The sequence below is a fragment of the Aquibium microcysteis genome (genome assembly GCF_014495845.1).
In the GTDB taxonomy this organism is placed as follows: Bacteria; Pseudomonadota; Alphaproteobacteria; order Rhizobiales; family Rhizobiaceae; genus Aquibium; species Aquibium microcysteis.
In genome coordinates this window covers 3,950,646-3,974,962 of sequence record NZ_CP061080.1, presented here as the reverse complement: position 1 = coordinate 3,974,962, position 24,317 = coordinate 3,950,646, and the positions used below count along the sequence as shown (strand labels likewise).

The 24,317-nt window shown below is 68.3% G+C and carries 22 protein-coding genes; 18 read left to right on the top strand and 4 right to left on the bottom strand.

Features of this window, described 5'->3' with window-relative positions; all coding sequences use genetic code 11:
* Positions 1–22: 22 nt before the first annotated feature.
* The 6 genes from IAI54_RS18535 (at position 23) to ruvB (ending at position 4,173) form a co-directional block, all read left to right on the top strand.
* Positions 23–496: a MarR family winged helix-turn-helix transcriptional regulator gene (locus IAI54_RS18535; protein WP_187968593.1), complete on the top strand. Its 474-nt coding sequence runs from the start codon at positions 23–25 to the stop codon at positions 494–496.
* Positions 493–1,722, top strand: a complete 1,230-nt coding sequence (locus IAI54_RS18530; protein ID WP_235679095.1) for a multidrug effflux MFS transporter — start codon at positions 493–495, stop codon at positions 1,720–1,722. Before IAI54_RS18535 ends, IAI54_RS18530 begins: the two co-directional genes overlap by 4 nt.
* 88 nt (positions 1,723–1,810) lie before the next feature.
* Positions 1,811–2,431: a Holliday junction branch migration protein RuvA gene (gene ruvA / locus IAI54_RS18525; protein WP_187968592.1), complete on the top strand. Its 621-nt coding sequence runs from the start codon at positions 1,811–1,813 to the stop codon at positions 2,429–2,431.
* Positions 2,432–2,520: 89 nt separating this feature from the next.
* Positions 2,521–2,754, top strand: coding sequence for an AbrB/MazE/SpoVT family DNA-binding domain-containing protein (locus tag IAI54_RS18520; protein ID WP_210321147.1), 234 nt, complete (start codon positions 2,521–2,523; stop codon positions 2,752–2,754).
* Positions 2,741–3,139 (top strand): PIN domain-containing protein, encoded by a 399-nt coding sequence (locus tag IAI54_RS18515; protein WP_187968590.1) that lies wholly within the window; start codon positions 2,741–2,743, stop codon positions 3,137–3,139. Before IAI54_RS18520 ends, IAI54_RS18515 begins: the two co-directional genes overlap by 14 nt.
* Positions 3,136–4,173, top strand: coding sequence for a Holliday junction branch migration DNA helicase RuvB (ruvB, locus tag IAI54_RS18510; protein ID WP_187968589.1), 1,038 nt, complete (start codon positions 3,136–3,138; stop codon positions 4,171–4,173). Before IAI54_RS18515 ends, ruvB begins: the two co-directional genes overlap by 4 nt.
* A gap of 113 nt (positions 4,174–4,286) precedes the next feature.
* Here ruvB and IAI54_RS18505 read toward each other — a convergent pair whose 3' ends face one another.
* A complete protein-coding gene (locus IAI54_RS18505) occupies positions 4,287–5,579 on the bottom strand; it encodes a glycoside hydrolase family 5 protein (RefSeq protein WP_235679094.1) in 1,293 nt (430 codons plus the stop codon).
* Positions 5,580–5,608: 29 nt separating this feature from the next.
* Here IAI54_RS18505 and ybgC point away from each other — a divergent pair, with 29 nt between their 5' ends.
* The 9 genes from ybgC (at position 5,609) to ftsH (ending at position 15,351) form a co-directional block, all read left to right on the top strand.
* Positions 5,609–6,070, top strand: coding sequence for a tol-pal system-associated acyl-CoA thioesterase (gene ybgC / locus IAI54_RS18500; protein ID WP_187968587.1), 462 nt, complete (start codon positions 5,609–5,611; stop codon positions 6,068–6,070).
* Between the two features lie 218 nt (positions 6,071–6,288).
* On the top strand, positions 6,289–6,999 hold the full coding sequence (tolQ, locus tag IAI54_RS18495; protein ID WP_187968586.1) for a protein TolQ: 711 nt from the start codon (positions 6,289–6,291) through the stop codon (positions 6,997–6,999).
* A 12-nt stretch (positions 7,000–7,011) separates the two neighbouring features.
* Positions 7,012–7,461, top strand: a complete 450-nt coding sequence (tolR, locus tag IAI54_RS18490) for a protein TolR (protein WP_187968585.1) — start codon at positions 7,012–7,014, stop codon at positions 7,459–7,461.
* Positions 7,462–7,466: 5 nt separating this feature from the next.
* Positions 7,467–8,537, top strand: coding sequence for a hypothetical protein (locus IAI54_RS18485; protein WP_187968584.1), 1,071 nt, complete (start codon positions 7,467–7,469; stop codon positions 8,535–8,537).
* Positions 8,538–8,587: 50 nt separating this feature from the next.
* Complete coding sequence (gene tolB, locus IAI54_RS18480; RefSeq protein ID WP_187968583.1) at positions 8,588–9,904, top strand: Tol-Pal system beta propeller repeat protein TolB; 1,317 nt, start codon at positions 8,588–8,590, stop codon at positions 9,902–9,904.
* 280 nt (positions 9,905–10,184) lie between these two features.
* On the top strand, positions 10,185–10,703 hold the full coding sequence (gene pal, locus IAI54_RS18475; protein WP_187968582.1) for a peptidoglycan-associated lipoprotein Pal: 519 nt from the start codon (positions 10,185–10,187) through the stop codon (positions 10,701–10,703).
* A gap of 161 nt (positions 10,704–10,864) precedes the next feature.
* Positions 10,865–11,842 carry a tol-pal system protein YbgF gene (gene ybgF / locus IAI54_RS18470; RefSeq protein WP_187968581.1) on the top strand — a complete coding sequence of 326 codons (978 nt, stop codon included), beginning with the start codon at positions 10,865–10,867 and terminating at the stop codon, positions 11,840–11,842.
* Between the two features lie 194 nt (positions 11,843–12,036).
* Positions 12,037–13,299 (top strand): tRNA lysidine(34) synthetase TilS, encoded by a 1,263-nt coding sequence (gene tilS, locus IAI54_RS18465; protein WP_187968580.1) that lies wholly within the window; start codon positions 12,037–12,039, stop codon positions 13,297–13,299.
* Positions 13,300–13,413: 114 nt separating this feature from the next.
* Positions 13,414–15,351, top strand: coding sequence for an ATP-dependent zinc metalloprotease FtsH (ftsH, locus tag IAI54_RS18460; RefSeq protein WP_187968579.1), 1,938 nt, complete (start codon positions 13,414–13,416; stop codon positions 15,349–15,351).
* Between the two features lie 820 nt (positions 15,352–16,171).
* Here the strand turns inward: ftsH and IAI54_RS18455 are convergent.
* Together IAI54_RS18455 and IAI54_RS18450 are read right to left on the bottom strand one after the other, a co-directional pair.
* Positions 16,172–19,252 carry an efflux RND transporter permease subunit gene (locus IAI54_RS18455; RefSeq protein ID WP_187968578.1) on the bottom strand — a complete coding sequence of 1,027 codons (3,081 nt, stop codon included), beginning with the start codon at positions 19,250–19,252 and terminating at the stop codon, positions 16,172–16,174.
* Positions 19,249–20,370 (bottom strand): efflux RND transporter periplasmic adaptor subunit, encoded by a 1,122-nt coding sequence (locus tag IAI54_RS18450; protein ID WP_187968577.1) that lies wholly within the window; start codon positions 20,368–20,370, stop codon positions 19,249–19,251. The genes IAI54_RS18455 and IAI54_RS18450 overlap by 4 nt, the downstream gene beginning before the upstream one ends.
* A gap of 183 nt (positions 20,371–20,553) precedes the next feature.
* Here IAI54_RS18450 and IAI54_RS18445 point away from each other — a divergent pair, with 183 nt between their 5' ends.
* From IAI54_RS18445 to IAI54_RS18435, 3 genes are all read left to right on the top strand, one after another.
* On the top strand, positions 20,554–21,039 hold the full coding sequence (locus tag IAI54_RS18445; protein WP_235679093.1) for a TetR family transcriptional regulator: 486 nt from the start codon (positions 20,554–20,556) through the stop codon (positions 21,037–21,039).
* A gap of 105 nt (positions 21,040–21,144) precedes the next feature.
* Complete coding sequence (gene ispG / locus IAI54_RS18440) at positions 21,145–22,434, top strand: flavodoxin-dependent (E)-4-hydroxy-3-methylbut-2-enyl-diphosphate synthase (protein WP_187973232.1); 1,290 nt, start codon at positions 21,145–21,147, stop codon at positions 22,432–22,434.
* Positions 22,435–22,437: 3 nt separating this feature from the next.
* Positions 22,438–23,301, top strand: coding sequence for a lytic transglycosylase domain-containing protein (locus tag IAI54_RS18435; RefSeq protein WP_187968575.1), 864 nt, complete (start codon positions 22,438–22,440; stop codon positions 23,299–23,301).
* A 19-nt stretch (positions 23,302–23,320) separates the two neighbouring features.
* Here IAI54_RS18435 and IAI54_RS18430 read toward each other — a convergent pair whose 3' ends face one another.
* Entirely contained in the window at positions 23,321–24,199 is an 879-nt protein-coding gene (locus IAI54_RS18430) for a polyprenyl synthetase family protein (protein WP_187968574.1), read from the bottom strand.
* Positions 24,200–24,317: the final 118 nt, after the last annotated feature.

The window sequence follows — 24,317 nt, the reverse complement described above, 5'->3', positions numbered from 1 at the left end:
TATCAATTTAGGTCTGTCCGACATGACCCTGCCTGCCGATCCCGATTCGCTCGGGTTTCTGATTTCCGACGTCGCGCGCCTCGTTCGCGCCGAGATCGAGCGTCGCATCGCGGCCGCCGGCGTGGCGGTGACGCCGGGAGAAGGACGGGCACTCGCCAACATCGCGCGCTGCGGCGTCGTGCGCCAGAACGTGCTCGCCGAGCGGATGGGCGTCGAGGCGATGACGCTGTCGGGCTATCTCGACCGGCTCGAAGGCCGCGGGCTCGTGACCCGGGCGGCAGATCCGGCCGATCGCCGTGCGAAGCTGGTGGAACTGACGCCCGAGGCCGAGGACGTGCTCGCCGAAGTGCGTTCGATCGGCGCGGCTATCCGCCAGGACCTGACCCGCACCCTGGGCGCCGAGCGGTGGAACGAGCTGATCGGCCTGCTGAAGGCGCTGCGCGAGGATCTGTCCGCAATGAAGGGCGAAGCGCCGCGGCCGGGAGAACCGGCGTGAACGCACCTCTGTCCCGCCCGCCCGTCGTGATGAGCGAACGCCGCGTCGGCCTGATCGGCGCGCTGATGGTGTCTGTCGGTCCGGTGTCGATGGCGCTCTACACGCCGGCGATGCCGGAGATCGTGCATGCCTTCGGCAGCACCGAGGCGGCTGTGAAACTCAGCCTGTCGCTCTATTTCGCGGGCTTCGCGCTGTCGCAGCTCGTGTGCGGTCCGCTCTCGGACGGTTTCGGCCGCAAGCCGGTCGTGCTGGGCTTCATGACGATCTACCTGATCGCCAGCCTCGTGGCGCTGGTGGCGCCGTCGGTCGAGATCCTGATCGCGGCCCGCTTCTTCCAGGGGGTCGGATCGGCCGTCGGCGTGGCGATCTCGCGGGCGCTGATCCGCGACCTGTTCCACGACGACCGGGCGGCGCGCATCATGAATCTCCAGGCGATCGTGCTCGCCGTCGGTCCGGCCTTCTCGCCCACCATCGGCGGCCTCATCATGATCGCCGCCGGCTGGCACGCGATCTTTCTCGCCATGGTGGCGCTGGGCGTGGTCGTCGTGCTGGTGGTCCAATTCGGCCTCAGTGAGACGGTGCCGCGCGACATGTCGCGGATCCGGCCCGCGGCCCTGGCGAAATCCTACGCGACGCTGTTCGGCAGTCCCTACTTCGTGCTGTGCAGCCTCGTCATAGCGGGCACTGTCGGCTCGCTCTACACGCTGGCCACGGTGCTGCCCTTCCTGCTCATGGAACGGGTCGGCCTGTCGGCGACCGAGTTCGGGCTCGGCATGCTGCTGCAGTCCGGAAGCTTCTTCACAGGCTCGCTGATCGTGCGCCGTTGCCTGCAGCTGATGCCGGCGTCGCGGCTGGTCCCTTTCGGCCTCGCCTGCGTCGCCGTCGCCTGCATCCTGCTCGCCGTGCTGCTGCGCATGGCGCCGCCGACATTCCTGTCGGTGATGGCACCGGTCGGGCTCTTCGCCTTCGGCATCGCCTTCATCATGCCGGCGATGATGGTGGCCTCCATCGCGCCGTTTCCGCACATCGCCGGCGCCGCCTCCTCGATCTCCGGGTTCATGCAGATGGCCGGCGGTCTGGTCGGCGGCACGGCGGCGGCGATGATCGGCGAGCCGGTGACGGCCGCCGCCACCGTCATTCCCGCCATGGGGTTCATGGCGATCCTGTCCTGGCTGGTCTGGCGCCTGCTGCCGGAGCCGCCGTCGATTCCGCGCTTCCCGGCATGAGCTGAGCCTGGGGACCTGCGCTTTGCCGAAAGCACGGCGCCGGTGATACAGCGGTCGAACGTCTCCAACACCGCGCGGGATCGATTCGATGATCGGGAAGCTCAAGGGAACGCTCGACGAGATCGCCGAGGACCACTGCGTCGTCGACGTGCACGGCGTCGGCTACGTCGCCTACTGCCCCGCCCGCACCCTGTCCAAGCTCCCCGGCATCGGCGAGGCGGTGGTGCTGCACATAGAGACCTACGTGCGCGAAGACATGATCCGGCTCTACGGCTTCGGCTCCGCCCTCGAACGCGAGTGGTTCCGCCTGCTGCAGAACAACGTTCCCGGCGTCGGCGCGAAGGTGGCGCTGGCGGTGCTGTCGACGCTGACCGCTTCCGAACTCGCCAACGCGGTGGCGCTGCGCGACATCGCCATGGTCGCGCGCGCACCGGGCGTCGGCAAGAAGGTCGCCGAGCGCATCGTCACCGAGCTGCGCGACAAGGCACCCGCCTACACGGGCGAGGCCGCCGCGGCGATGGGCCTGAAGCAGGAGCTGGGCGAAGGCGTGGCGCCCGCGCCGGTGGCCGACGCGGTGTCGGCGCTGGTCAACCTCGGTTATTCGCGCGACGTCGCCGCCACCGCGGTCGCCGCGGCGCTGAAGACGGCCGGCGACGGCGCGGATTCGTCGAAGCTGATCCGGGCCGGCCTGAAGGAGCTGGCACGGTGATGCCTTGCGTGAGCGCTCTCTCCTTACTATCCTGTGCGTGAAAGGAGTTCGGCGTGCATCCCTCGACCACCTTGACTTCCAAGAACCAGATGACGCTGCCGAAGCAGGTGCGCGAGGACCTGAACCTCAGGCCCGGCGATCGGCTCGTCTTCCGCAAGCAGGACGGCCAGTACGTCCTCGAAGCCAGGCCGCGGCGCTCGGCGCTCGATTTCGCGGGCGCACTGCACGATCCCGGGCGCAAGCCGCTGACCCAGGCCGACATCAAGTCGGCAGGGGCGATCGCCGCCATGGAGCGGGACGAGCGGCACCTTGATCGGGATTGACACCAACGTCGTCGTGCGGCTGCTGCTGAGGGACGACGAAGCGATGTTCCAGCGGGCGGCGGCGCTGATCGGGCGGACCTCTCCGGACGACCCGCTCCTCGTGAACGTCGTCGTCGTCGCGGAGAGCCTCTGGGTCCTCGAGAGGAAGGCCGGCGTGGACCGGACGACCGCGCGATCCACGCTTGCCGGGCTTCTCGAAAGCGAGGAACTGCGCGTGCTCGACACGAATCCGTTTCGCCACTGGGCCGACACGCTCGCGAGCGGCCACCGCGACTATTCGGACCTGGTGATTTCGCAGATCAACCTCGAGGCGGGCTGCGATTTCACCTATACGCTCGATGCGCCGGCGGCGAAGGCGGTCCCAGGCATGAGGCTGCTGACATGACCACGTCCCCCCGCCTGATCTCGTCGGAAAAGCGCGGCGAGGACGTCGATTCGACGCTGCGGCCGCAGACGCTCGACGAGTTCGTCGGCCAGGCGGCGGCGCGGGCGAACCTGAAGGTGTTCGTCGAGGCGGCACGCGGCCGCGGCGAGGCGCTCGACCACGTTCTCTTCGTCGGCCCGCCCGGGCTCGGCAAGACGACGCTGGCGCAGATCATGGCCAAGGAGATGGGCGTGAACTTCCGCTCCACCTCCGGCCCGGTGATCGCCAAGGCGGGCGATCTCGCCGCGCTGCTCACCAATCTCGAAGACCGCGACGTGCTGTTCATCGACGAGATCCACCGGCTGTCGCCCGCCGTGGAGGAAATCCTCTATCCGGCGATGGAGGATTTCCAGCTCGATCTGATCATCGGCGAGGGACCGGCGGCACGGTCGGTCAAGATCGACCTCGCGCGCTTCACGCTGGTCGCCGCCACGACGCGGCTCGGGCTCATCACCAACCCGCTGCGCGACCGCTTCGGCATTCCGGTGCGGCTCAACTTCTACACCGTCGAGGAACTGGAACTGATCGTGCGGCGCGGCGCGCGCATCCTCGGCTTGCCGATGAGCGACGACGGTGCGACCGAGATCGCCAGGCGCGCCCGCGGCACGCCGCGCATCGCCGGGCGCCTGCTGCGCCGGGTGCGCGACTTCGCGACGGTGGCGGGTGCGCAGACGGTGACGCGGACGATCGCCGACGAGGCGCTGCTCCGGCTCGAGGTCGACGCGCTCGGCCTCGACAATCTCGACCGGCGCTACCTGTCGATGATCCTGCGGAACTTCGGCGGCGGCCCGGTCGGCATCGAGACCATCGCGGCCGGCCTGTCGGAGCCGCGCGACGCCATCGAGGACATCATCGAGCCCTATCTCATCCAGCAGGGCTTCATCCAGCGCACCCCGCGCGGCCGCGTGCTCACTGCCAATGCCTGGACCCACATGGGCCTGGAGCCGCCGCGCAGCATGGCGGCGGTGCAGGGGCGGCTGTTCGAGGAGGAGTGAATCGGGGGGCAGAATTGCGGGGACAATTTACGCAACTAAGCGTCGGCCTCGACCTTCGGCGCGGCGGAGAACAGCCGAGTTACATAAGCTGTACCCGCAATTCCGCTGGTTCGCTACCGTAGCCCCCGCACCATCTCCAGCACGTCGGGCTCCGCCTTCCGGCCCTCGAATTCCTCCACCACGCCGAACGCACCGCCGTAGCTCCACATCGACCAGGCGAAGCCGTGGCGTTCGGCGTGGGCGATCATGGTTCGGTAGTAGGCGGCGCGGGAGCGGGGGGACATGACGTGGTCGTCCTGCCATTCCTGGCGGATCATGCCGAACTCCCCGAGCAGGACGTCGCCCGGGTCGATGCCGTGCCGGCGGGCCCAGTCCTCGACGATGCGGAAGGGCTCGTCCATCACGGCTTCCAGCTTCTCCTCGGTATCCACGGTGGCGACCTGCTCGTCGAGATAGGCGAGCAGCCCGGGCTGGCGCAGGAGCGGTGCCTCGGCCCGGATCCGGTCGCGGATGGCCTTCAGCGCAGCGTCCAGCTCGGCCTTGCCCGCCGCGTGCAGCGGGAAGGGCAGGCCGGTGATGTAGGGGATGAAGTCGCCCGTCCAGGTCGCGCCCTGGTGGGTGAGCAGGAAGGGCGCGTAGGAGTGGAAGCTCCACAGCACGTTGTCGTCGGGGATCGCGGCCGGGTCGAGCGCAGCCAGACCCTCGGCCGAGCCCCAGCAGCCGCCCGACAGGACCAGCGTCAGGCGCGTCGCCTGGGAGCGGGCGGCTGCGTGGAGGCGGCGCAGGCGCTCCGGCCAGGCGTTCTCTCCCGGCTCGCAGTCGATCACCGGCTCGTTCATCAGTTCCAGCGCCAGCATCGCCGGATCCTCGCGCTTCAGCGTCGCGGCGAGGCGGCGCACCACCTCCAGATAGCGATCGAACAGCGCGGGATCGTCCATGACCTCGCTCATGCCGATCGAGCGGTTGGTGCCGGCCGGGAAGAGATGCAGGTCGACGATCACCTTGAGGCCGGCGCGGTTGACCGTGCGGGCCGCTTCCAGCACCTCCTCGTACAGACGGTCGTGAAACGCCGCCGCAGCCGGCGACAGGAAGGGCGAGGGATCGACCGGCATGCGCATGAAGTCGAAGCCGCCCGCCTTCAGGCGGGCGAGACCCGCTTCGTCGAGGGACCGGCGCCATTCGGGGAAGGGAAGGATGGCGTCCTCCTCGTGCCAGAGGCGCTCCTCCGGCCAGGTGACCCAGATGTCGAGGTTGAGACCGCGCCTGGCCTCGAAGGTGGCTGCGCCGGCGGGCAGGACGAGACCCGCCGCCAGAAGAGCCAGCGCGAGGACCCGGGCGAACCGTGCCTTGATCGAGGAAGACCGAAATGCAATCGAGATCGAATGTCGCAACATGGGGCGACGCATGGCAGAGATGACCTGCGAAGGGAAGCGCGATGGCGGATGATGGTGAGATCGTGACCGGCCTTTCCGGCGAACTGACGCGGGAGGGACACCGTCTCTCGGCGCGGGTCTACTATGCCGATACCGACTTCTCCGGCGTCGTCTATCACGCACGTTATCTGGAGTTCCTGGAACGCGGTCGGTCGGATTATCTGCGGTTGTGCGGCGTCCATCATACGGAACTGGCCGACGGCGCCCATGGCGAGAGGATCGTCTGGGTGGTCCGGCGCATGGAGATCGACTTTCGCGGCTCCGCACGGATGGACGACGTGCTGACCATCGAGACGCGCACAGCGGAGATATCGGGCGCCCGCATCGTGATGGCACAGCGGATCCTGCGCGGCGCGGACCTGCTGATCGAAGCCCGCGTGGAAGCGGCGATCATCGGCATGAACGGCCGGCCGCGGCGCTTTCCCAAGGATTGGACGGGGCGATTCCTGCCGGCGCGGGATTGACCGCGGCAACGGTCTTTCCTAACGGATGATTAACCATAATCATTCATGAATTCGTTCGGGAAAATGCAAGCGGGCGGGCACGCCTTCGTTTGACCAAGATTCACCGGATAAACCCCGAGGCGGCGAAGCCGGGGTGATCGCCGGATCGTCACCGGGAAGGGCTTCCGCAAAGGGGCCGCACCGACCGGCCGCCGCACACACCCTAGGATTGGACGTCGATGGAAACCACCGCTCTCATCGAGCCGCACGCCAACGTTTCGCTCTGGGCCCTCTTCATGCAGGCGGGCCTCATCGTCAAGCTCGTCATGATCGGTCTGCTCCTGGCGTCCGTCTGGACCTGGGCGATCATCATCGACAAGGTCGTCGCCTTCGGCCGCATGAAGGTCGCGCTCAACCGCTTCGAGAAGACCTTCTGGTCGGGGCAGTCGCTGGAGGAGCTCTACCGAACCCTCGCGGACCGCAGCACCAGCGGCATGAGTTCGATCTTCGTCGCCGCCATGCGCGAGTGGAAGAAGAGCTTCGAGAAGGGCGCCCGGGCGCCGATGGGTCTGCAGACGCGCATCGACAAGGCGATGGACCTCGCGCTCACCCGCGAGATGGAGAAGCTGGAGGGCCGGCTGGGCTTCCTCGCCACCATCGGCTCGGCGGCACCCTTCATCGGCCTGTTCGGCACCGTGGTCGGCATCATGACGTCGTTCCAGGCCATCGCCGGGTCGAAATCCACCAGCCTCGCCGTCGTGGCGCCCGGCATCGCGGAAGCGCTGTTGGCCACGGCCATCGGCCTGCTCGCCGCCATTCCTGCGGTCATCGCCTACAACAAGCTGTCATCCGACGCCAGCAAGCTGGGTTCGCGGATGGAAGGCTTCGCCGACGAGTTCTCCGCCATATTGTCGCGGCAGATCGATGAAAAGGTCGCGCAACGCGCCTGACGGAGCAACGCCATGGGCATGTCGGTCGGAACAGGCGGCGGCGGTCGCGGACACAGGCGCCGCGGGCGCAAGCACGCCCTGATGTCGGAGATCAACGTCACGCCCTTCGTCGACGTGATGCTGGTGCTGCTCATCATCTTCATGGTGGCGGCGCCGCTGCTGACCGTCGGCGTTCCCATCGACCTGCCGGAAACGCAGGCGCGCGCGCTCAACGCCGAGACGCAGCCGATCACCGTATCGATCAACGAAGAGGGTCGGATCTTCCTCCAGGAGACCGAGATCCCGATCGAGGAAGTGGTGCCCAAGCTCGAGGCCATATCGAAGACCGGCTACGAGGAGCGCATCTACGTGCGCGGCGACCGCAACGCGGACTACGGCACGGTCATGCGGGTCATGGCGCGCATCTCGGCCGCCGGCTTCCGCAATCTCGGCCTCGTGACGCTGCAGGAGCAGGACAGCTGACGCAGATGCGTTTCGGAGTGGTCACTTCAACGGTCCTGCACGTTCTCGTCATCGGCGCGGGACTGGTGTCCCTGTCGTCGCCCAAGCCGCACGACGTGATCGACGTCGAGTCCCTGCCGATCGACATCGTGCCGATCGAGGAGATCACGCGCGTCCTCGAAGGCGACAAGAAGGCACCCGTCGCGGAGACGCCCGCGCCGACGCCCACCACGCGTCCGTCCGTCGTTCCGGACGCCCAGCGCTTCGGCAACAATTCGCAGGACACGCAGGCGCCGCCGACGCCCGACCCGAAGCCGCGCGAAGTGCAGACCGCAGCGCTGCCGCAGGCGTCGCCGGAGCCCGCACCGCGGCCCGAGCCGGTGGCGGAACCGGCGCCCGCGCCCGCGCCCGTTCCGCCGCCAGCCCCCGAGCCCGCGCCGCCCGTCGAGGCCGCCCCCGTGCCCGAACCCGCGCCGAAGGCGGAACCGACGCCCGAACCCGAGCCCAAGCCGGTCGAGACCGCGGTCGCGGCCGAGCCTGCGCTGCCCGACACGGCACCCCGGCCCGAGGCGCGGCCCCGCCCGCCGCAGCCCGCGAAGGAAGCCGAGCGGAAGGTACCCGAGAAGCCGCAGAAGCCCGTGACGCAGCCGGCGCAGAAGACGGCCGAGAAGGCCGACGACAACGTGCTCGACGACGTGGCGGCGCTCCTCAACAAGGAGAAGGCCTCTGGCGGCGGCGCGAAGCGGTCCAACGAGCAGGCCGCCCTGGGCGGCGAGCGCAGGACGACGGGCGAGAAGCTGTCGCAGAGCGAGATGGATGCGCTGCGCCAGCGTCTCGGCTCGTGCTGGAGCATCCCGGCGGGCGCCGAGGACGGCGATGCGCTGCGTGTCTCGGTCCGTTTCCGGCTCGACCGCTCGGGCAATCTCGAGGGCCGTCCCGAAGTGGTGGCCGGCGGCTCGAGCTCCGGCGCCGGTCGCATCGCGGCCGAGTCCGCGGTGCGCGCGGTCCAGAAGTGCGAGCCGTTCAATCTTCCGGCCGACAAGTACGACACCTGGGCCGAGGTGATCGTCAACTTCGATCCCCGCGACATGTTCTGAGCACGATTCGCGGCTAGTCCGCCCCGCAAGTCACGAATTAAGGTCATGCCATGAATTTCACATTCAAAGCCTTCCTCCTCGCAGCCGCCGTCGCGGTGTCGGTGTCGGGAGTGATGACGGCTCCGGCGCGGGCCGTCCTCGAAGTCGACGTCAACAAGGGCGTCGTCGAGCCGCTGCCGATCGCCATCACGGACTTCCTGTCCGCCGACGCACTCGGTGCCGAGATTTCCGGAATCGTGTCGGCCAACCTGCAGCGGTCCGGGCTGTTCGCGCCGATCGCCAAGGCGGCGTTCATCGAGAAGATATCCAATCCGGACGCCGCTCCGCGTTTCGACGACTGGAAGGTGATCAACGCCCAGGCGCTGGTCACGGGCCGGGTGACCCGGGAAGCGGACGGCCGCGTCCGCGCCGAGTACCGGCTGTGGGACACGTTCGCGGGTCAGCAACTCGCCGGCGAGCAGTTCTTCGCCTCGCAGTCGAACGTCCGCCGCGTCGCGCACATCATCTCCGACGCGATCTACGAGCGCCTGACCGGCGAGCGGGGCTATTTCGACACCCGGATCGTCTTCATCGACGAGTCGGGGCCGAGGAACCAGCGGATGAAGCGCCTCGCCATCATGGACCAGGACGGTGCCAATGCGCGCTTCCTGTCCGACGGCCGGTCGATCGCGCTGACCCCCCGCTTTTCGCCGAGCCGGCAGGAGATCACCTACATGTCCTACGAGGGCGGGCAGCCGCAGGTCTACCTGCTGCAGCTCGAGACGGGCCAGCGGGAACTGGTCGGAAACTTCCCCGGCATGACCTTCGCGCCGCGCTTCTCGCCGGACGGCCAGAAGGTGATCATGAGCCTGCTGCGCGACGACGGCAATTCCAACATCTACGTGCTCGACCTGCGCAGCCGCGCCACGACGCGGCTGACCAATTCCAATGCGATCGACACCTCGCCATCCTATTCGCCGGATGGCTCGCAGATCGTCTTCACCTCCGACCGCGGCGGTCGGACGCAGATCTACGTCATGAACTCGGACGGTTCCAACCAGCGCCGCATCTCGTTCGGCGAGGGCACCTATTCGACCCCGGTCTGGTCGCCGCGCGGCGACCTCATCGCCTTCACGAAGCAGACGGGCGGTGAGTTCCAGATCGGCGTGATGCGCACGGACGGTTCGGGCGAGCGGATCCTCTCCTCGGGCTTCAGCCAGGAGGGACCGACCTGGGCACCCAACGGCCGCGTCCTGATGTTCTTCCGGCAGGCTGCCGGCTCTCCCGGCCCGCAGCTCTACTCGATCGACCTGACCGGCCGGAACGAACAGGCCATCGCGAGCCCGAATTTCGCTTCGGATCCGGCCTGGTCGCCGCTGCTCGACTGACGCCGTGCCGCGGGTGGCGGCGGACGTCCCGCCGCCAAACTCGTTTCGGTTGCGGTTTCCTTCGCGGACGAGGTGCTCTCCGGCGCAAGTCCGCGATTGCGGCGGCGCGGCGTCCCGTTTCCGCCGCAATTGGACCTAGTGTGCCCATGGCGCCACCTTCCGGGAATCGCGCCGCCGGGGCATCGGCAACACTTCGTTAACCACGTTCATTGTGCGCCGGTTAACCCCGACGTGGTTACTGGAAGGTCAAAGGAACAACGCAAATGCGAAGGAGTGGCGCATGCGCCGTATCGCAGCACTGACCCGCAATCCCGCCGTTCTCGCACTGGTCATGGCGCTTGCCGTGACGGGCTGCGCGTCCAAGAAGATTCCCAACAGCGCGGCCGACATCGGCCTCGGCGCCGGGGCCGGCGCAGGCGGCGCGGCGCGGCCGGGAACGCAGCAGGATTTCACCGTCAACGTCGGCGACCGCATCTTCTTCGACACGGATTCGTCCGTGGTCCGCGCCGACGCCCAGCAGATTCTCGCCCGTCAGGCGCAGTGGCTGAACCAGTATCCCTCCTATTCGATCACCATCGAGGGCCATGCCGACGAACGCGGAACGCGCGAATACAACATCGCGCTGGGCGCACGCCGCGCCGCGGCCGCTCGCGACTTCCTGGTGTCGCGCGGCGTCGCCGGCAATCGCCTCAGGACCATCTCCTACGGCAAGGAGCGTCCGGTCGCCGTCTGCGACGACATTTCCTGCTGGTCTCAGAACCGCCGCGCCGTGACGCTGCTCGGCGGCGCCGGAAGCTGATCCGGCCGGCGACCCGGCGTCCCGGGGGCGCCGGGGGCTGCGCGAAGGCATCACGGCCGCGCGCGAAACAAAATTTGGCCGAAGTCGCAAGTCTTGATAGGATCGGAATCCGGGGCGCGCCAGCGCTCCGTCCTTTCGCATTTCCCGAAGCGAGATTCTCGATGAGACTGAAGACACTCTTTCGTGCGGCCGTCGTCGTGCCCCTGCTTTTGACGGGCGGTGCGCATGCCTTTCCCTTCGGCCAGGCCGAGACCGGGACGCAGGGCGGCGGCATCGGCAGCCTGCTTCCACCCAACTGGCTCGGCCGGTCGAACGACACCGCGACCGTTCAGCTCGCCCAGACGGGCGACCCGCGCATCCCGGCGCTCGAGGAGCAGCTGCGCGACCTGACCGGTCGTGTCGAGGAGCTCAACTTCCTGCTCCTGCAGATGCAGGACCAGATGCGCAAGATGCAGGAAGACAACGAGTTCCGCCTGCAGCAGCTGGAAGAGAAGCGGGGCGATGCGGCCGGGAGCACGGGCAGCCGGGTCGCGGCGGCCGACCCGGCCACGCCCGCGGCACCCTCGGTCCAGCCGGACGCACCGGCCCGTGGGACCCCGCCCCGGACGCTGGGAACCGTGACCTTCGACGCCAACGGCAACCCGACCGGCGGCACCCTGGACACCAACGGGGGCGTGGCAGGCGCGGCCGCGCCGATGATGGACGAGGGCGGGGCAGACACGGACGACACGAAGGTGGCGGCACTGCCGCCGACCGACGATCCCGAGGAACTCTACCGGAACGCCTACAACTTCATCCTGTCCGGCGACTATCCGACCGCGGAGGCTGGTTTCCGCGAGCACATCGAACGCTTCCCCAACGATCCGAAGACCTCCGACGCGCGCTACTGGCTCGGCGAGGCGCTGCTCGGCATGGAGCAGTATCGCAGCGCCGCCGAGACGTTCCTGGCGGCCAACCGCGAATTCCCCGACTCGTCCAAGGCGCCCGACATGCTGCTGAAGCTCGGCGTCTCGCTGGCCGCCCTGCAGCAGCGCGACGTCGCCTGCGCGACCTATGCCGAGATCGGCAAGCGCTACAAGAACGTTTCCTCCGCGCTCAAGGAGCGCGTGCGGGCAGAGCAGGCGCTCGCCGGCTGCTGACACGAAGACCGCGCTGCCGCCGGTCCATCGCCGCGCACGCCCGGGACCTGGGTGCTGCAGCGTACCGGCAACCGGCCTGTCGGCAAAAGGAGGGGCGTCCGATCGACGACATCCAGCCCGACCGCATCTTTTCCGGCCTGTCCTTCCCGCCCGGGCGCCCCGTCGTCGCCGCCGTGTCCGGAGGCAGCGACTCGATGGCGCTGCTGGTCCTGCTCCAGGCCTTTCTCGTCCGCCGACCGTTCGGCGACCTCGTGGCGATGACCGTGGATCACGGCCTGCGGCCAGAAGCGGCAGACGAGGCCGATCGCGTTGCCGCCTTCTGTGATTCGCACGGCATTCCTCACCGCACCCTCCGTTGGGAGGGCAGCAAGCCGTCGTCCGGCGTGCCGGCCGCGGCGCGCGAGGCGCGTCACCGGCTGCTCGCCGAAGCCGCACGGTCGCTCGATGCTGCCATGGTGCTCACCGGCCACACCGCGAACGATCAGGCCGAGACGATCGCCATGCGCCGCGCGCGCGGCAGCGGACGCGGGCTGGCCGGTATCGCGCCCGCGACGCTCTACGACGGTGCGACGTGGTTCGTCCGACCGCTGCTTTCGCACGCGCGCTCGGCGTTGCGCGGGATGCTGGCGCGCGCCGGGGTCACCTGGATCGAGGATCCGACCAACGAGCAGACGGCTTACGAGCGCGCGCGGGCGCGCCGCGCGCTCGCGGGTCCGGGCGAGGAAGGGATCGTCGGGGCACTGCTGGAAGAGGGGCGGCTTGCGGCGCTGGAGCGGGTCGACCTCGGGCGGCGCGCCGGTTCGCTGATCGAGCGCCACGCCGGCCTCGCCGCGCCGGGGCTCGTGCGCGTCGATGCCGGACTTCTTGCGGCGCAGGACGCGGCGGCAGCGCGGCTGGCGTTCCGGCTGCTGGTCGCAGCCGTCGGCGGGCGCGAGCATCTTCCGGACGCCCCCCGCGCGCGAGGCCTGTTCGAACGCCTCGCCAGCGGACATGGGCGCGGTTCGCTCGGCGGCGCCGTCGCCGAGCGGCGCAAGGGGGCGTTCTACCTGCACCGGGAGATCCGGGCCGGATGGACCGGGGCTGCCCCCGCCGTTGCGGGCGCCGTCTGGGATGGGCGTTTCCGGCTCGCGGAACGGCCGTTCCCCGCAAACGCGGTCGTGGAGGCCGCGGGCAGGACGCTGGCGGAGGCCAGGGCGCGTTCGTCGGCCGATACCGCGGCGCCACCCGCACTGGTGCGTGCGGCCCTGGCGGCGGAGCCGCTGCTGCACGTGCGCGGAGCGGCAGCCAGCCTCGATCTGTCCGGCTCCCGGCGCGACGGCCTGTTGCTCCGGCGCGTGGCGGCGCCTTATGCGCGCTACCTGCCGAGCTTCGATCTGGCGCCTGCGGAGGCGCTGCGCGCACTGCTCGACGGCCATTCTTTTCCGGCTTCGCCTTGGGACAGTCACAATGCCGCATAAGCTGCTTAACCGAACGGCGGGCTTCTGCTTGGCAAGGTCCCGCACCAACCCTATGTTAAGCCGAGTTCTCCACGATGGACGCGCGCCTCCAGAAGGTGCGTACGGGACCCAAAGATGAATCCGAACTACCGCAATCTTGCGCTGTGGGCGATCATAGCCGTCCTCCTGATCGCGCTCTTCAATCTGTTCCAGACCCCGCAGCAGCGCGGCAACGCCAGCGAGATCGCCTATTCCGAGTTCCTTCAGAACGTCTCGGCGGGCCGGGTGCGGTCGGTGACGATCGCCGGCGAGCGGATCACCGGCACCTACGTGGACAACGGCACCTCGTTCCAGACCTATTCTCCCGGTGACCCCACGCTGGTCTCGAGGCTGGAAGAACGCGGCGTGACGATCAACGCCCGACCGGAGACCGACGGGTCCAATTCGATCCTCGGCTACCTGATCTCGTGGCTGCCGATGATCCTGATCCTCGGCGTCTGGATCTTCTTCATGCGCCAGATGCAGTCCGGCTCCGGACGCGCCATGGGCTTTGGCAAGTCGAAGGCGAAGCTTCTGACGGAGGCGCACGGCCGGGTGACGTTCCAGGACGTGGCCGGCGTCGACGAGGCCAAGGAAGACCTCGAGGAGATCGTCGAGTTCCTGCGCGACCCGCAGAAGTTCCAGCGGCTGGGCGGCAAGATCCCGCGCGGCGTCCTGCTCGTCGGCCCTCCCGGCACCGGCAAGACCCTGCTCGCCCGTTCGGTGGCAGGTGAGGCCAACGTCCCGTTCTTCACCATCTCGGGTTCGGACTTCGTCGAAATGTTCGTCGGCGTCGGCGCGAGCCGCGTCCGCGACATGTTCGAGCAGGCCAAGAAGAACGCCCCCTGCATCATCTTCATCGACGAAATCGACGCGGTCGGCCGTCATCGCGGCGCCGGTCTCGGCGGCGGCAACGACGAGCGCGAGCAGACGCTGAACCAGCTGCTCGTCGAGATGGACGGCTTCGAGGCCAACGAGGGCATCATCCTGATCGCCGCCACCAACCGGCCGGACGTGCTGGACCCCGCACTGCTGCGTCCGGGCCGCTTCGATCGCCAGGTGGTGGTGCCGAACCCCGACATCACCGGCCGCGAGAAGATCCTCAAGGTGCATTCGCGCAACGTGCCGCTGGCGCCGAACGTCGATCTCAAGGTACTGGCGCGCGGCACGCCGGGCTTCTCGGGCGCCGACCTCGCCAATCTCGTCAACGAGGCGGCGCTGATGGCGGCGCGGCGCAACAAGCGTCTCGTCACGATGGCGGAGTTCGAGGACGCCAAGGACAAGATCATGATGGGCGCCGAGCGTCGCTCGACCGCCATGACGCTGGCCGAGAAGGAACTGACCGCCTACCACGAGGCCGGCCACGCCATCACCGCGCTCAAGGTGCAGGCAGCCGATCCGCTGCACAAGGCGACGATCATCCCGCGCGGCCGCGCGCTCGGCATGGTCATGCAGCTTCCCGAGGGCGACCGCTACTCGATGAGCTACAAGTGGATGACCTCCCGACTGATCATCATGATGGGTGGCCGCGTCGCCGAGGAAATGAAGTTCGGCAAGGAGAACATCACCTCGGGCGCTTCGTCCGACATCGATCAGGCGACCAAGCTCGCGAGGGCGATGGTGACCCGCTGGGGCTTCTCCGACAAGCTCGGCCACGTGGCCTACGGCGAGAATCAGGAGGAGGTTTTCCTCGGCCATTCGGTGGCGCGCACGCAGAACGTGTCGGAAGAGACGGCGCAGATCATCGACGCGGAAGTGCGCCGCCTGATCGACGAGGCCTATGTCGAGGCGACCCGCATCCTGACCGAATACAACAAGGAATGGATCGCGATCGCCGAGGGCCTGCTCGAGTACGAGACGCTGTCGGGCGAGGAAATCCGTCAACTGCTCGCCGGCACCAAGCCGACGCGCGACACCGGCGACGACAATCCGCCCTCGCGCGGCTCCGCGGTGCCCAAGGCCGGCACCACGCGCGGCAAGCCGAAGGGCGGGGAAGAGCCCGACGCGCCGCTGGAGCCGCAGCCGCAAGGCTGAGCCTTCGAAGATCCGATGCACTGAAAAGGCCGGGACATGCTCCCGGCCTTTTTTCGTGCGTGCGCCCGTTGCCAGGCCGGTGGCGTGCCGCGCCATCCAGCCGCCGCCGGAGACGCAGGTGCCCCCGACCCCGCACGCGGCTATCGAGCGGATCCGGGGCGGGGTGGCGCGATCTGCTCCGCGCCGTCGAACCGGTCAGCCGTCGGCCGTCCGAGCCGTCGCGTACGACGGCCTCGCGGTGGTCCGGTGTGTCTTCATCCGGCCGGACACCGCGCCTCCGACCGGCGCCCCGGGCAAGCGGAGGACGCCGTTCCTCGCATCGGCGTTCTCGAGAGCGGGGGGACTGGGCGGGGGCGACGTGCGCGACGCGGCCGCGGCGGGCCTCGCGTCAGCCTGCGGGCGTCGGTGAGGATGCGGGAGGACGTCGAAGTGGCGTCGGACGAAAGTGTCCGGCGGGACGACCTGCCGGACGCCGGGACGGCCGACGAAGATGCCGGCCGCGCCGAACCCTTCGGCGTCCCTGACCGCCATAGTGCGTCACTCTTATCCCAGTGCGTTGGGGCCGGGACCAAGGCAACGTCTGCTGCATGTCCATGCCCGGTACGCGGGCGACCTCGTGTTCTCCCGGCCGACCGCGAAGGCCATCATCACGATTTCCGCAACCTCAGCCGGGAAGGGCGTCTGCCGGAGCGAGGTGTCCCCGAGGAAAACAGGGTGGCGACGGCTGCCGAGGCGATGCCCTCCTCCCTGACTTCGACTGGAGATCAAAGAAAAACCGCCCCGAAGGCGGTTTCAGGAGGATGGGCGAAGCGGTCCGCTTCTATTCCGCGGGCGCCGCCGCCTTTCCGAAATTCGGGCTTTCCGGCTCCGCGGGCAGATCGCGGGCGGCGAGGAAAGTGTAGAACATCGGCACCACGAACAGCGTGAACATGGTGCCGACCATCAGGCCGGCGAAGATGACGATGCCCATGGCGGAGCGCGCCGCGGCACCGGCGCCCGAGGCGAGGATGAGCGGGACCACGCCCAGCGCCATGGCCGCGGTGGTCATCAGGATCGGGCGCAGGCGTACCTTGGCCGAGGCGATGATGGCTGCATGCCGGTCATAGCCGTGCGCGTGGCGCTGCTGGTTGGCGAACTCGACCAGCAGGATGCCGTGTTTGGTGATGAGGCCGACCAGCGTGATCAGTCCAACCTGGGTGTAGATGTTCAGCGTTCCGATGCCCAGATTGAGCGGCAGGATGGCGCCGAAGATCGAGAGCGGCACCGACATCAGGATGATCAGCGGGTCGCGGAAGCTTTCGAACTGCGCCGCGAGCACCAGATAGATGACCACGACGGCGAGGGCGAAGGCGATGGCGATCGTGTTGCCCTGCTGGCTCTCCAGTCGGGACTGACCCGAATAGTCGATGAAGAAGCCGTCCGGCAGCAGCGGCCGGGCGATGTTCTCGATGGTGGCGAGGCCGTCGCCGCTGGAGACGGTCGGCAGCGGCAGGGCGGAGATGGTCGCGGCGTTGAGCTGGTTGAACTGCTCGATCGAGGCCGGCGAGGCGTTGGTCGAGACCGAGACAACGGCCGACAGCGGCACCATCTCGCCCGAGACCGAGCGGATGAAAAACTCGCCCAGACGCTCGGGATTGTTCCGGAACGCTTCCGGCACCTGCATGATGATGTCGTAGCTGTTGGAGTCCCGGTCGAACTGGGCGACGGAGCCGCCGCCGACGAGCAGCGCCAGCGTCGTGCCGATGTCGCTGATCGGCAGGGAGAGCGCCGCGGCGCGGTCGCGGTCGATGGTGACCGTGACCTGCGGCGCGTCGAAGGCGAGCGAGTTCTGGACGACGATGAAGCGTCCGGACTTCTGCGCCTCGAGGCGGATCTGCTCGGCGACTTCGTACACGCGCGAGGCGTCGCCGGTCGAGCGGATGACGATCGAGATCGGCAGACCGCCGCCGGTTCCCGGCAATGACGGCGGGGCGAACACCAGGGCCTGGACGCCGGCGACCTTGGACAGCCGCGCCTGGAGGTCGGTCTGAACCTCCTTCTGCGATCTCTCCCGTTCGGACCAGTCCTTCAGTGCCCATACGGCGAAGGCCGAGTTCGTCTGCCCGCCGGCTCCGGCGATGGAGAAGTTCGCGGCCACCTCCGGAATGTCGCTGGTGAGCCCGCGGATCTGGTCGATGTAGAGCTGCGTGTACTCCGTCGTGGCGTAGCGCGGTGCGGTGACGAGCGCGAACAGGGCACCGGAGTCTTCCTCGGGTGCCAGTTCCGTCGTGGTCTTCAGGAACATGAAGCCCGAGACGGCGACCAGCGACACGACCACCAGCAGCGTGACCGGCCGGTACTTGAGCGAGCCGGCTACCCATCGCTCGTAGCCATTGGCGAAACGATCGAAGAAGCGGTCGATCGCCTTCTGAAAGCGGCTGTGGTTGCCGGCCTTGAGAATGCGGGCCGACATCATAGGCGTGATCGTGAGGGCGACGACACCCGAGATGATCACCGCTCCGGCGAGCGTGAAGGCGAATTCGCGGAACAGCGAGCCCGTGAGGCCGCCGATGAACATCAGCGGCGCGAAGACGGCGGCGAGCGTGATCGTCATGGCGACGACCGAGGAGGTGATCTCCGCCATGCCCTTGTAGGCCGCCTGGAGCGGCGACAGGCCTTCCTCGATGTGACGGTGGATGTTCTCGACCACCACGATCGCGTCGTCCACCACGAGGCCGATCGCAAGCACCATCGCCAGAAGGGAGAGCAGATTGATGGAGTAGCCCATCATGTAGAGGAGGAAGCAGACGCCGATGAGCGACAGCGGGATCGTCACGACCGGCATGAGCACCGAGCGGAACGAGCCGAGGAAGAGCAGGATGACGACGATGACGATCGCCACCGCCTCCGCGATGGTCTTGAAGACCTCCTCGATCGAGGCGCTGATGGTTTCGGTCGAGTCGTAGACCAGCTCGATGGACATCCCGTCGGGCAGGCTGGCGCGAATGTCCGGAAGCTCGGCGATGACGCCCGCGGAGGTGTCGAGGGGATTGGCGGACGGAGTCGGGAAGATGCCGACGAAGGTGCCTTCCTGGCCGTTGAAACGGACGACCGTGTCTTCGCTCTCCGCCGCCAGCTCGACGGATGCAACGTCGGCGAGGCGCACGATGCCATCCTCGTCCGACTTGAGCGGCAACCGGCTGAAGGCGGCGGGGTCCTGAAGCGTGGACCTCACGGTGATCGAATTGGCCACGAAGGTGTTCTTGGTCTTGCCCGGGGCCGAGAGGAAATTCGAAGCGCGGATGGCGGCCAGCACCTCGGACGCCGTCAGCCCGCGCGAAGCGAGCTTCACGGGATCGACCCAGACCCGCATCGAGTATTCCTTCGCGCCGAGCACCTGCACCTCGGCGACGCCTTCGATGGTGGACATGCGGGGACGGATGACGCGCTTGATGTATTCGGTCAGCTGCTCGGCCGTCATGTTGGGGTTCTGCAACGCCAGATACATGATGGCGAACTGCTGACCCGTACCCTTGACGATGACGGGATCGTCGGCATCGGAGGGCAGCTGTCCGCGCACCTGGTTGACCTTGGCGATCACTTCCGTCAGCGCGGCGTCGGGGTCGGCGCCGAGCTGCATCTGGACGGTGACGACCGAGGCGGACGGCCTGCTCTGCGACGTGACGTAGTCGATGTTTTCGGTCGTCGAGACCGATGCGGCGATCGGGGCTGTGATGAAGCCCTGGATCAGATCCGCACTGGCGCCCGGATAGGTCGTGGTGACGGTGATGACCGTCTCCTCGACCTTCGGATACTGGCGGACCGACAGGCCGGTGATGCCCTGGAGACCGAGGAGCAGGATCAGGAAGGCGAGGACCGTCGACAGGACGGGCCGGCGGATGAAGATGTTGGAGAAGCTCATTTCGACACCGCCGCTCCCGCGGCCACCGCCTGCGGCTGGACGGTGTTGTCGACGACGACCGGCGCTCCGTTGCTGAGCCGGTTCTGACCGGCAGTGACGACGACGTCGCCTGCGTCAAGTCCGCTGGTGATCTCGACGCGGTCGTCGGACCGCCTGCCCGTCTTGACGAAGACCTGCCGGGCGACGAGACCCTCGGCGCCCTCACCCTCGGCCGGACGGACCACGTAGGCATAGTCGCCGTAGAGGCTGGTCACGATCGCGGTCTGCGGGACAGCGATGACGTCGCTCTCCTCCGGCAGCTGGATGCGCACCTGGATGAACTGTCCGGGAGAGAGTTTCCCTTCGGGATTGGAGATTTCCGCCCGGATCAGGACGAGGCGGGTGGCGGGGTCGACTTTCGGCTCGATGCCGACGATCTCCCCGGTGAAGGGCATGTCGACGTCGGTGACGCCGAAGCGGACCGGCTGGCCGATGCCGACCAGCGCCAGGCTCTGTTCGGGGATGGAAAAGTCGGCGCGCAGGACGTCGAGGTTCTGCAACGTGGCCACGGTGGTGCCAGGCGCCAGGTACTGTCCGACGTCGATCCGGGGAATGCCGAGCGTTCCGGCGAAGGGTGCGACCAGCCGCTTCTGTTCGAGCACGGCTTCCAGCTTCTCCACCTGCGCGGCAGAGGCCGTCGCCGACGCCTGGGCCTGTTCCACGGTCGTCTCGGAGCCGACCCCGCGCTTCTGCAGTTCCTGAGCGCGGGTCAGGTTCTGAACGTCGAGAGCGGCCTGGGCGCGCTGCGCCTGGAGTTCGGCCTGCTGCTGCGTGTCGTCGAGCTGGACGAGCAGTTCGCCTTCCTCGACACGCTGGTTGGCCTCGAAGCGGATCGCCTTCGCGATGCCGGTGGTCTCGACCGTCAGGTCGACGCCGCGCGAGGCGCCGACCGTTCCGATCGCCTGGATGCCCGGCGTCCACGTGATCGGTGCCACCTCGACGGTGGAGACCGGTGACGGCGCCACCGGCATGTTGGCGAAGAACTGGTTGATCGCGTTGTCCCGGAAGAGATTGAAGCCGACGACCCCGCCCACCACGATGGCGAGCAGTACGATGGCGATGAGGAAACGCTTGATCACGAGGGGCTCCGGGCGTGTCGACCGACGAAGGTATTGCTTGTCGGGAGTTAACCTGTCATCTAACAGTGGATGACTACTGTACCGTCTGGACGGTAATGTCAATCGCCGGAGGAGGCCGGGAGGATCGTCTTGAGTTCCCAGAAGGCAAATTCACGTGAACGAATCCTTGAGGCCGCTGCGGAAGTGGCTCGAAACGCGGGTCCCGGACACCTGTCGCTCGACGCCGTCGCTCAACGTGCGGGAGTCTCGAAGGGCGGGCTGCTCTACAATTTTCCGAGCAAGGCGAAGCTCCTGCAGGGGTTGGTCGAGAAACACCTGAGCGAGATGGAGGCGGCACTCGACGAGGCTTCCTCGCGCGGCGAACCGCTGTTGCCGTCCTACCTGCGGGTCATGGAGAGAAGCTCGGCGGAAGAACGTCCCCCGGCGGCCTGGCTGTTTTCCGCGATTGCCGAGGACCCCGGCTTTCTCGAGCCGATCAATCGCTTCCGCGGCAACCTGCTCAAGCGGCTGCGCGCCGAAGGCGGAGATCTCGGCGACATCCTCCTCGTCTTCATGGCGATGGAAGGGCTGCAATGCTTGAAGCTGTTCGACACCGAACTCCTGACCGCGGAGGAACGGGCGATCCTGTTCGAACGCGTCCACGCGGCGGGCTGCGGTCGACAGGCCTGAGCGACGGGCTGAAGCGGGGTGCGCGCTTGACATGGCGAGGGGGCTCCGCCACCTGATGGCTGTCCCTTCTGGTCGAGGAGACCGCCCATGACGATCGCCGCCCCCATGCCCGCCGCCTCCCTGACGGCTGCCAGACCCACCCAGGAGACGGATCGTGCAGGTCCCGCGCCGCGCCGTGCAGCCGTCGGCGTCGACGTCGGCGGCGTGACGGTGGGCGGCGGTGCCGCGATCGTCGTGCAGTCGATGACCAATACCGACACCGCCGACGTCGATTCCACCGTCGCGCAGGTTGCAGCACTCCATCGCGCCGGTTCCGAACTCGTCCGCATCACGGTCGACCGCGACGAATCGGCCGCAGCCGTGCCCCGGATCCGCGAGCGGCTGGAGCGCCTCGGCATCTTCGTGCCGCTGATCGGCGACTTCCACTATATCGGCCACAAGCTCCTGGCCGACCATCCGGCCTGTGCGGAAGCGCTGGCGAAGTACCGGATCAATCCGGGGAACGTCGGTTTCAAGGACAAGAAGGACAGGCAGTTCGCCGCGATCATCGAGACGGCGATCCGGCACGACAAGCCGGTGCGCATCGGCGTCAACTGGGGCTCGCTCGACCAGGAGCTGCTGACGCGCCTGATGGACGACAACCAGGCGAAAGGCTTCCCGCTGACCGCCGACGCCGTGATGCGCGAGGCGATCGTGCAGTCGGCGCTGCTTTCGGCCGAACTTGCCGAAGAGATCGGGCTTCCGCGCGAGAAGATCATCCTTTCGGCCAAGGTCAGCCAGGTGCAGGACCTGATCGCGGTCTACAGCGATCTCGCGCGGCGTTCCAACCATGCGCTGCATCTCGGCCTCACCGAGGCCGGCATGGGCACCAAGGGAATCGTCGCGTCCTCGGCGGCGATGGGAATCCTGCTGCAGCAGGGCATCGGCGACACGATCCGCATCTCGCTGACGCCCGAGCCGGGCGGCGACCGCACGCGGGAAGTCCAGGTGGCGCAGGAACTGCTGCAGACCATGGGCTTCCGCCAGTTCGTCCCGATCGTCGCGGCCTGCCCGGGCTGCGGGCGCACGACCTCGACCGTCTTTCAGGAACTCGCCGAGACCATCCAGGCGGACCTGCGCCGCAACATGCCCGTCTGGAAGACACGCTATCCCGGCGTCGAGATGCTGAAGGTCGCGGTGATGGGCTGCATCGTCAACGGACCCGGCGAATCCAAGCATGCCGACATCGGCATCTCGCTGCCCGGCACCGGCGAGACGCCGACGGCGCCCGTCTTCATCGACGGAAGGAAGGCGGCGACGCTGCGCGGACCCGCCATCGCCGAAGACTTCCAGAAGATGGTGGCCGACTACATCGAGCGGCGCTTCGGCGCGGGCCGGACCGCGGCGGCGGAATAGCCGATGGGCGTCCGGAGAAGCCTCTCGCGGCTTCTTCCAGTCTGTCTCCTCGGCCTCGCGACCGCCGCACAGGCGGTCCCGCCACCGCCGCCGCAGGCAAGGCCCGTGACAGTGGCCCGGATCTGCGCGCTGATCGGCGCCCACGCCGATCGCAACGGCCTGTCGCGCGACTTCTTCGCGCGTCTGATCTGGAAGGAGAGCCGGTTCGACCCGAACGCCGTCAGTCCGGCCGGCGCGGAAGGGATCGCCCAGTTCATGCCCGGCACTGCGGCCATGCGCGGGCTCGACGACAGCTTCGACGTCGCGAAGGCCATTCCCGCTTCCGCGGCCTATCTCGCGGAACTGGCCGAGGGCTTCGGCAACCTCGGGCTCGCGGCGGCGGCCTACAATGCCGGCGAGAGCCGCGTCTCGCGCTGGCTCTCGTCCGGCGGGTTCCTGCCGCTCGAGACGGAGAACTACGTGCTCGACATCCTCGGGGCCCCGGCCGACAGCTTCATCGGCCAGGCGGGCCCGGGGGACGTTCCGCCGCTCGCCGAAGGCAAGGATTTCCAGGAGGCCTGCGAGGCGCTGCCCGCCACCCGCACCGCGACGGTGCCGATGTCGAGCGTCCAGCTGAAGCCCTGGGGCGTCCAGCTCGCCGGCCATTTCCGGCGCGACGTGGCGATCCGGCAGTACCAGCGGGTGAAGGGCCGGTTTCCCGGCCTGCTCGCGGAGCACGAGCCGGTGGTGAGCCGCGTTCGCTCACCGCTCGGGCGGCGAGGCATCCATGCCGTCCGGATCGGCGTGGACGACCGGGCGAGCGCCGACAGGATCTGCCGGGAGTTGCGAGCGGCCGGCGGCTCCTGCATCGTGCTGCGCAACCGGTAGATCGCGGCCGGTCCGGCGGTCAGTGATCGCGCCGGGCGATGAAGTGCGCCGCCGCCCGCAGCATCGAGGCCGTTTCGCCGAACGGCTCGAGCAGTTCCTCGGCCTGCGCCACGAGCCCGTCGAGCTGCCGGCGGGTCCAGTCGACCCCGTGCAGGCCGGGCAGCGTCGCCTTTCCCGCGGCTGCATCCTTGCCGGTCGCCTTTCCCAGCGTCGCGGCGTCGGAGGTCAGGTCGAGCAGGTCGTCGGCGAGCTGGAAGGCAAGCCCGACGGCCGATCCGAACTCGGCCAGTCGCGCCCGCTCGGCCGGATCCGCGCCGCCGACGATGGCGCCGGCCTCGCAGGCGAAGCGGATCAGCGCGCCGGTCTTCATGGCCTGCAGCATCAGGATGCCGGCCTCGTCGGGCGCGTCGCGTTCCGCCGCGAGGTCGAGCATCTGTCCCCCCGCCATGCCGCCGAGGCCCGACGCGCGGGCGAGCGCAGCCACCAGCGCCACGCGGGCGGCGGCCGGCAATTCCGTCTCCTCGCTCGCAACGATGTCGAAGGCATAGGTGAGCAGGCTGTCGCCGGCCAGGATCGCCGTCGCCTCGTCGAAGGCCCTGTGCACCGTCGGCTGGCCGCGGCGGAGATCGTCGTCGTCCATCGCCGGCAGATCGTCGTGGATGAGCGAGTAGCAGTGGACGCATTCGAGTGCGGCGGCGACGCGGAGCGGCGCCTCGCCTTCGACACCGAAGAGCGCGGCACTTTCCATGACCAGGAACGGCCGCAGGCGCTTGCCGCCGTTCAGCACGCCATGGCGCATCGCCTGCATCAGTCGTTCCGGCCGCGCAACCTCGCCATCGCGGGGCCGGCCATCGAGCAGCGAGCGCAGGCGCCGCTCCACGGCGTCGGCGTGGCTCATGCGCGCGGCTTCGAAGAGGGCGAGGGCGTCGGCTTGCATGGTGCGAGCGATGGCTGCAAATTGGTCGCCGGTCAAGCGTGCCGGCGCCCGCGCCGAGATGCGCCGTTGCATGACCAGC

Bases quoted from the DNA above. Each gene is read 5' to 3' on its own strand.
- tilS (WP_187968580.1), top strand. From the start codon at position 12,037: ATGGCGCTGCTGGTCCTGCTCCAGGCCTTTCTCGTCCGCCGACCGTTC.
- ruvB (WP_187968589.1), top strand. From the start codon at position 3,136: ATGACCACGTCCCCCCGCCTGATCTCGTCGGAAAAGCGCGGCGAGGAC.
- IAI54_RS18535 (WP_187968593.1), top strand. From the start codon at position 23: ATGACCCTGCCTGCCGATCCCGATTCGCTCGGGTTTCTGATTTCCGAC.
- IAI54_RS18505 (WP_235679094.1), bottom strand. From the start codon at position 5,579: ATGCGTCGCCCCATGTTGCGACATTCGATCTCGATTGCATTTCGGTCT.
- ftsH (WP_187968579.1), top strand. From the start codon at position 13,414: ATGAATCCGAACTACCGCAATCTTGCGCTGTGGGCGATCATAGCCGTC.
- IAI54_RS18430 (WP_187968574.1), bottom strand. From the start codon at position 24,199: ATGAGCCACGCCGACGCCGTGGAGCGGCGCCTGCGCTCGCTGCTCGAT.
- ruvA (WP_187968592.1), top strand. From the start codon at position 1,811: ATGATCGGGAAGCTCAAGGGAACGCTCGACGAGATCGCCGAGGACCAC.
- IAI54_RS18455 (WP_187968578.1), bottom strand. From the start codon at position 19,252: ATGAGCTTCTCCAACATCTTCATCCGCCGGCCCGTCCTGTCGACGGTC.
- ybgF (WP_187968581.1), top strand. From the start codon at position 10,865: ATGAGACTGAAGACACTCTTTCGTGCGGCCGTCGTCGTGCCCCTGCTT.
- tolB (WP_187968583.1), top strand. From the start codon at position 8,588: ATGAATTTCACATTCAAAGCCTTCCTCCTCGCAGCCGCCGTCGCGGTG.
- tolR (WP_187968585.1), top strand. From the start codon at position 7,012: ATGGGCATGTCGGTCGGAACAGGCGGCGGCGGTCGCGGACACAGGCGC.
- pal (WP_187968582.1), top strand. From the start codon at position 10,185: ATGCGCCGTATCGCAGCACTGACCCGCAATCCCGCCGTTCTCGCACTG.
- IAI54_RS18435 (WP_187968575.1), top strand. From the start codon at position 22,438: ATGGGCGTCCGGAGAAGCCTCTCGCGGCTTCTTCCAGTCTGTCTCCTC.
- ybgC (WP_187968587.1), top strand. From the start codon at position 5,609: ATGGCGGATGATGGTGAGATCGTGACCGGCCTTTCCGGCGAACTGACG.
- IAI54_RS18485 (WP_187968584.1), top strand. From the start codon at position 7,467: ATGCGTTTCGGAGTGGTCACTTCAACGGTCCTGCACGTTCTCGTCATC.
- tolQ (WP_187968586.1), top strand. From the start codon at position 6,289: ATGGAAACCACCGCTCTCATCGAGCCGCACGCCAACGTTTCGCTCTGG.
- ispG (WP_187973232.1), top strand. From the start codon at position 21,145: ATGCCCGCCGCCTCCCTGACGGCTGCCAGACCCACCCAGGAGACGGAT.
- IAI54_RS18520 (WP_210321147.1), top strand. From the start codon at position 2,521: ATGACGCTGCCGAAGCAGGTGCGCGAGGACCTGAACCTCAGGCCCGGC.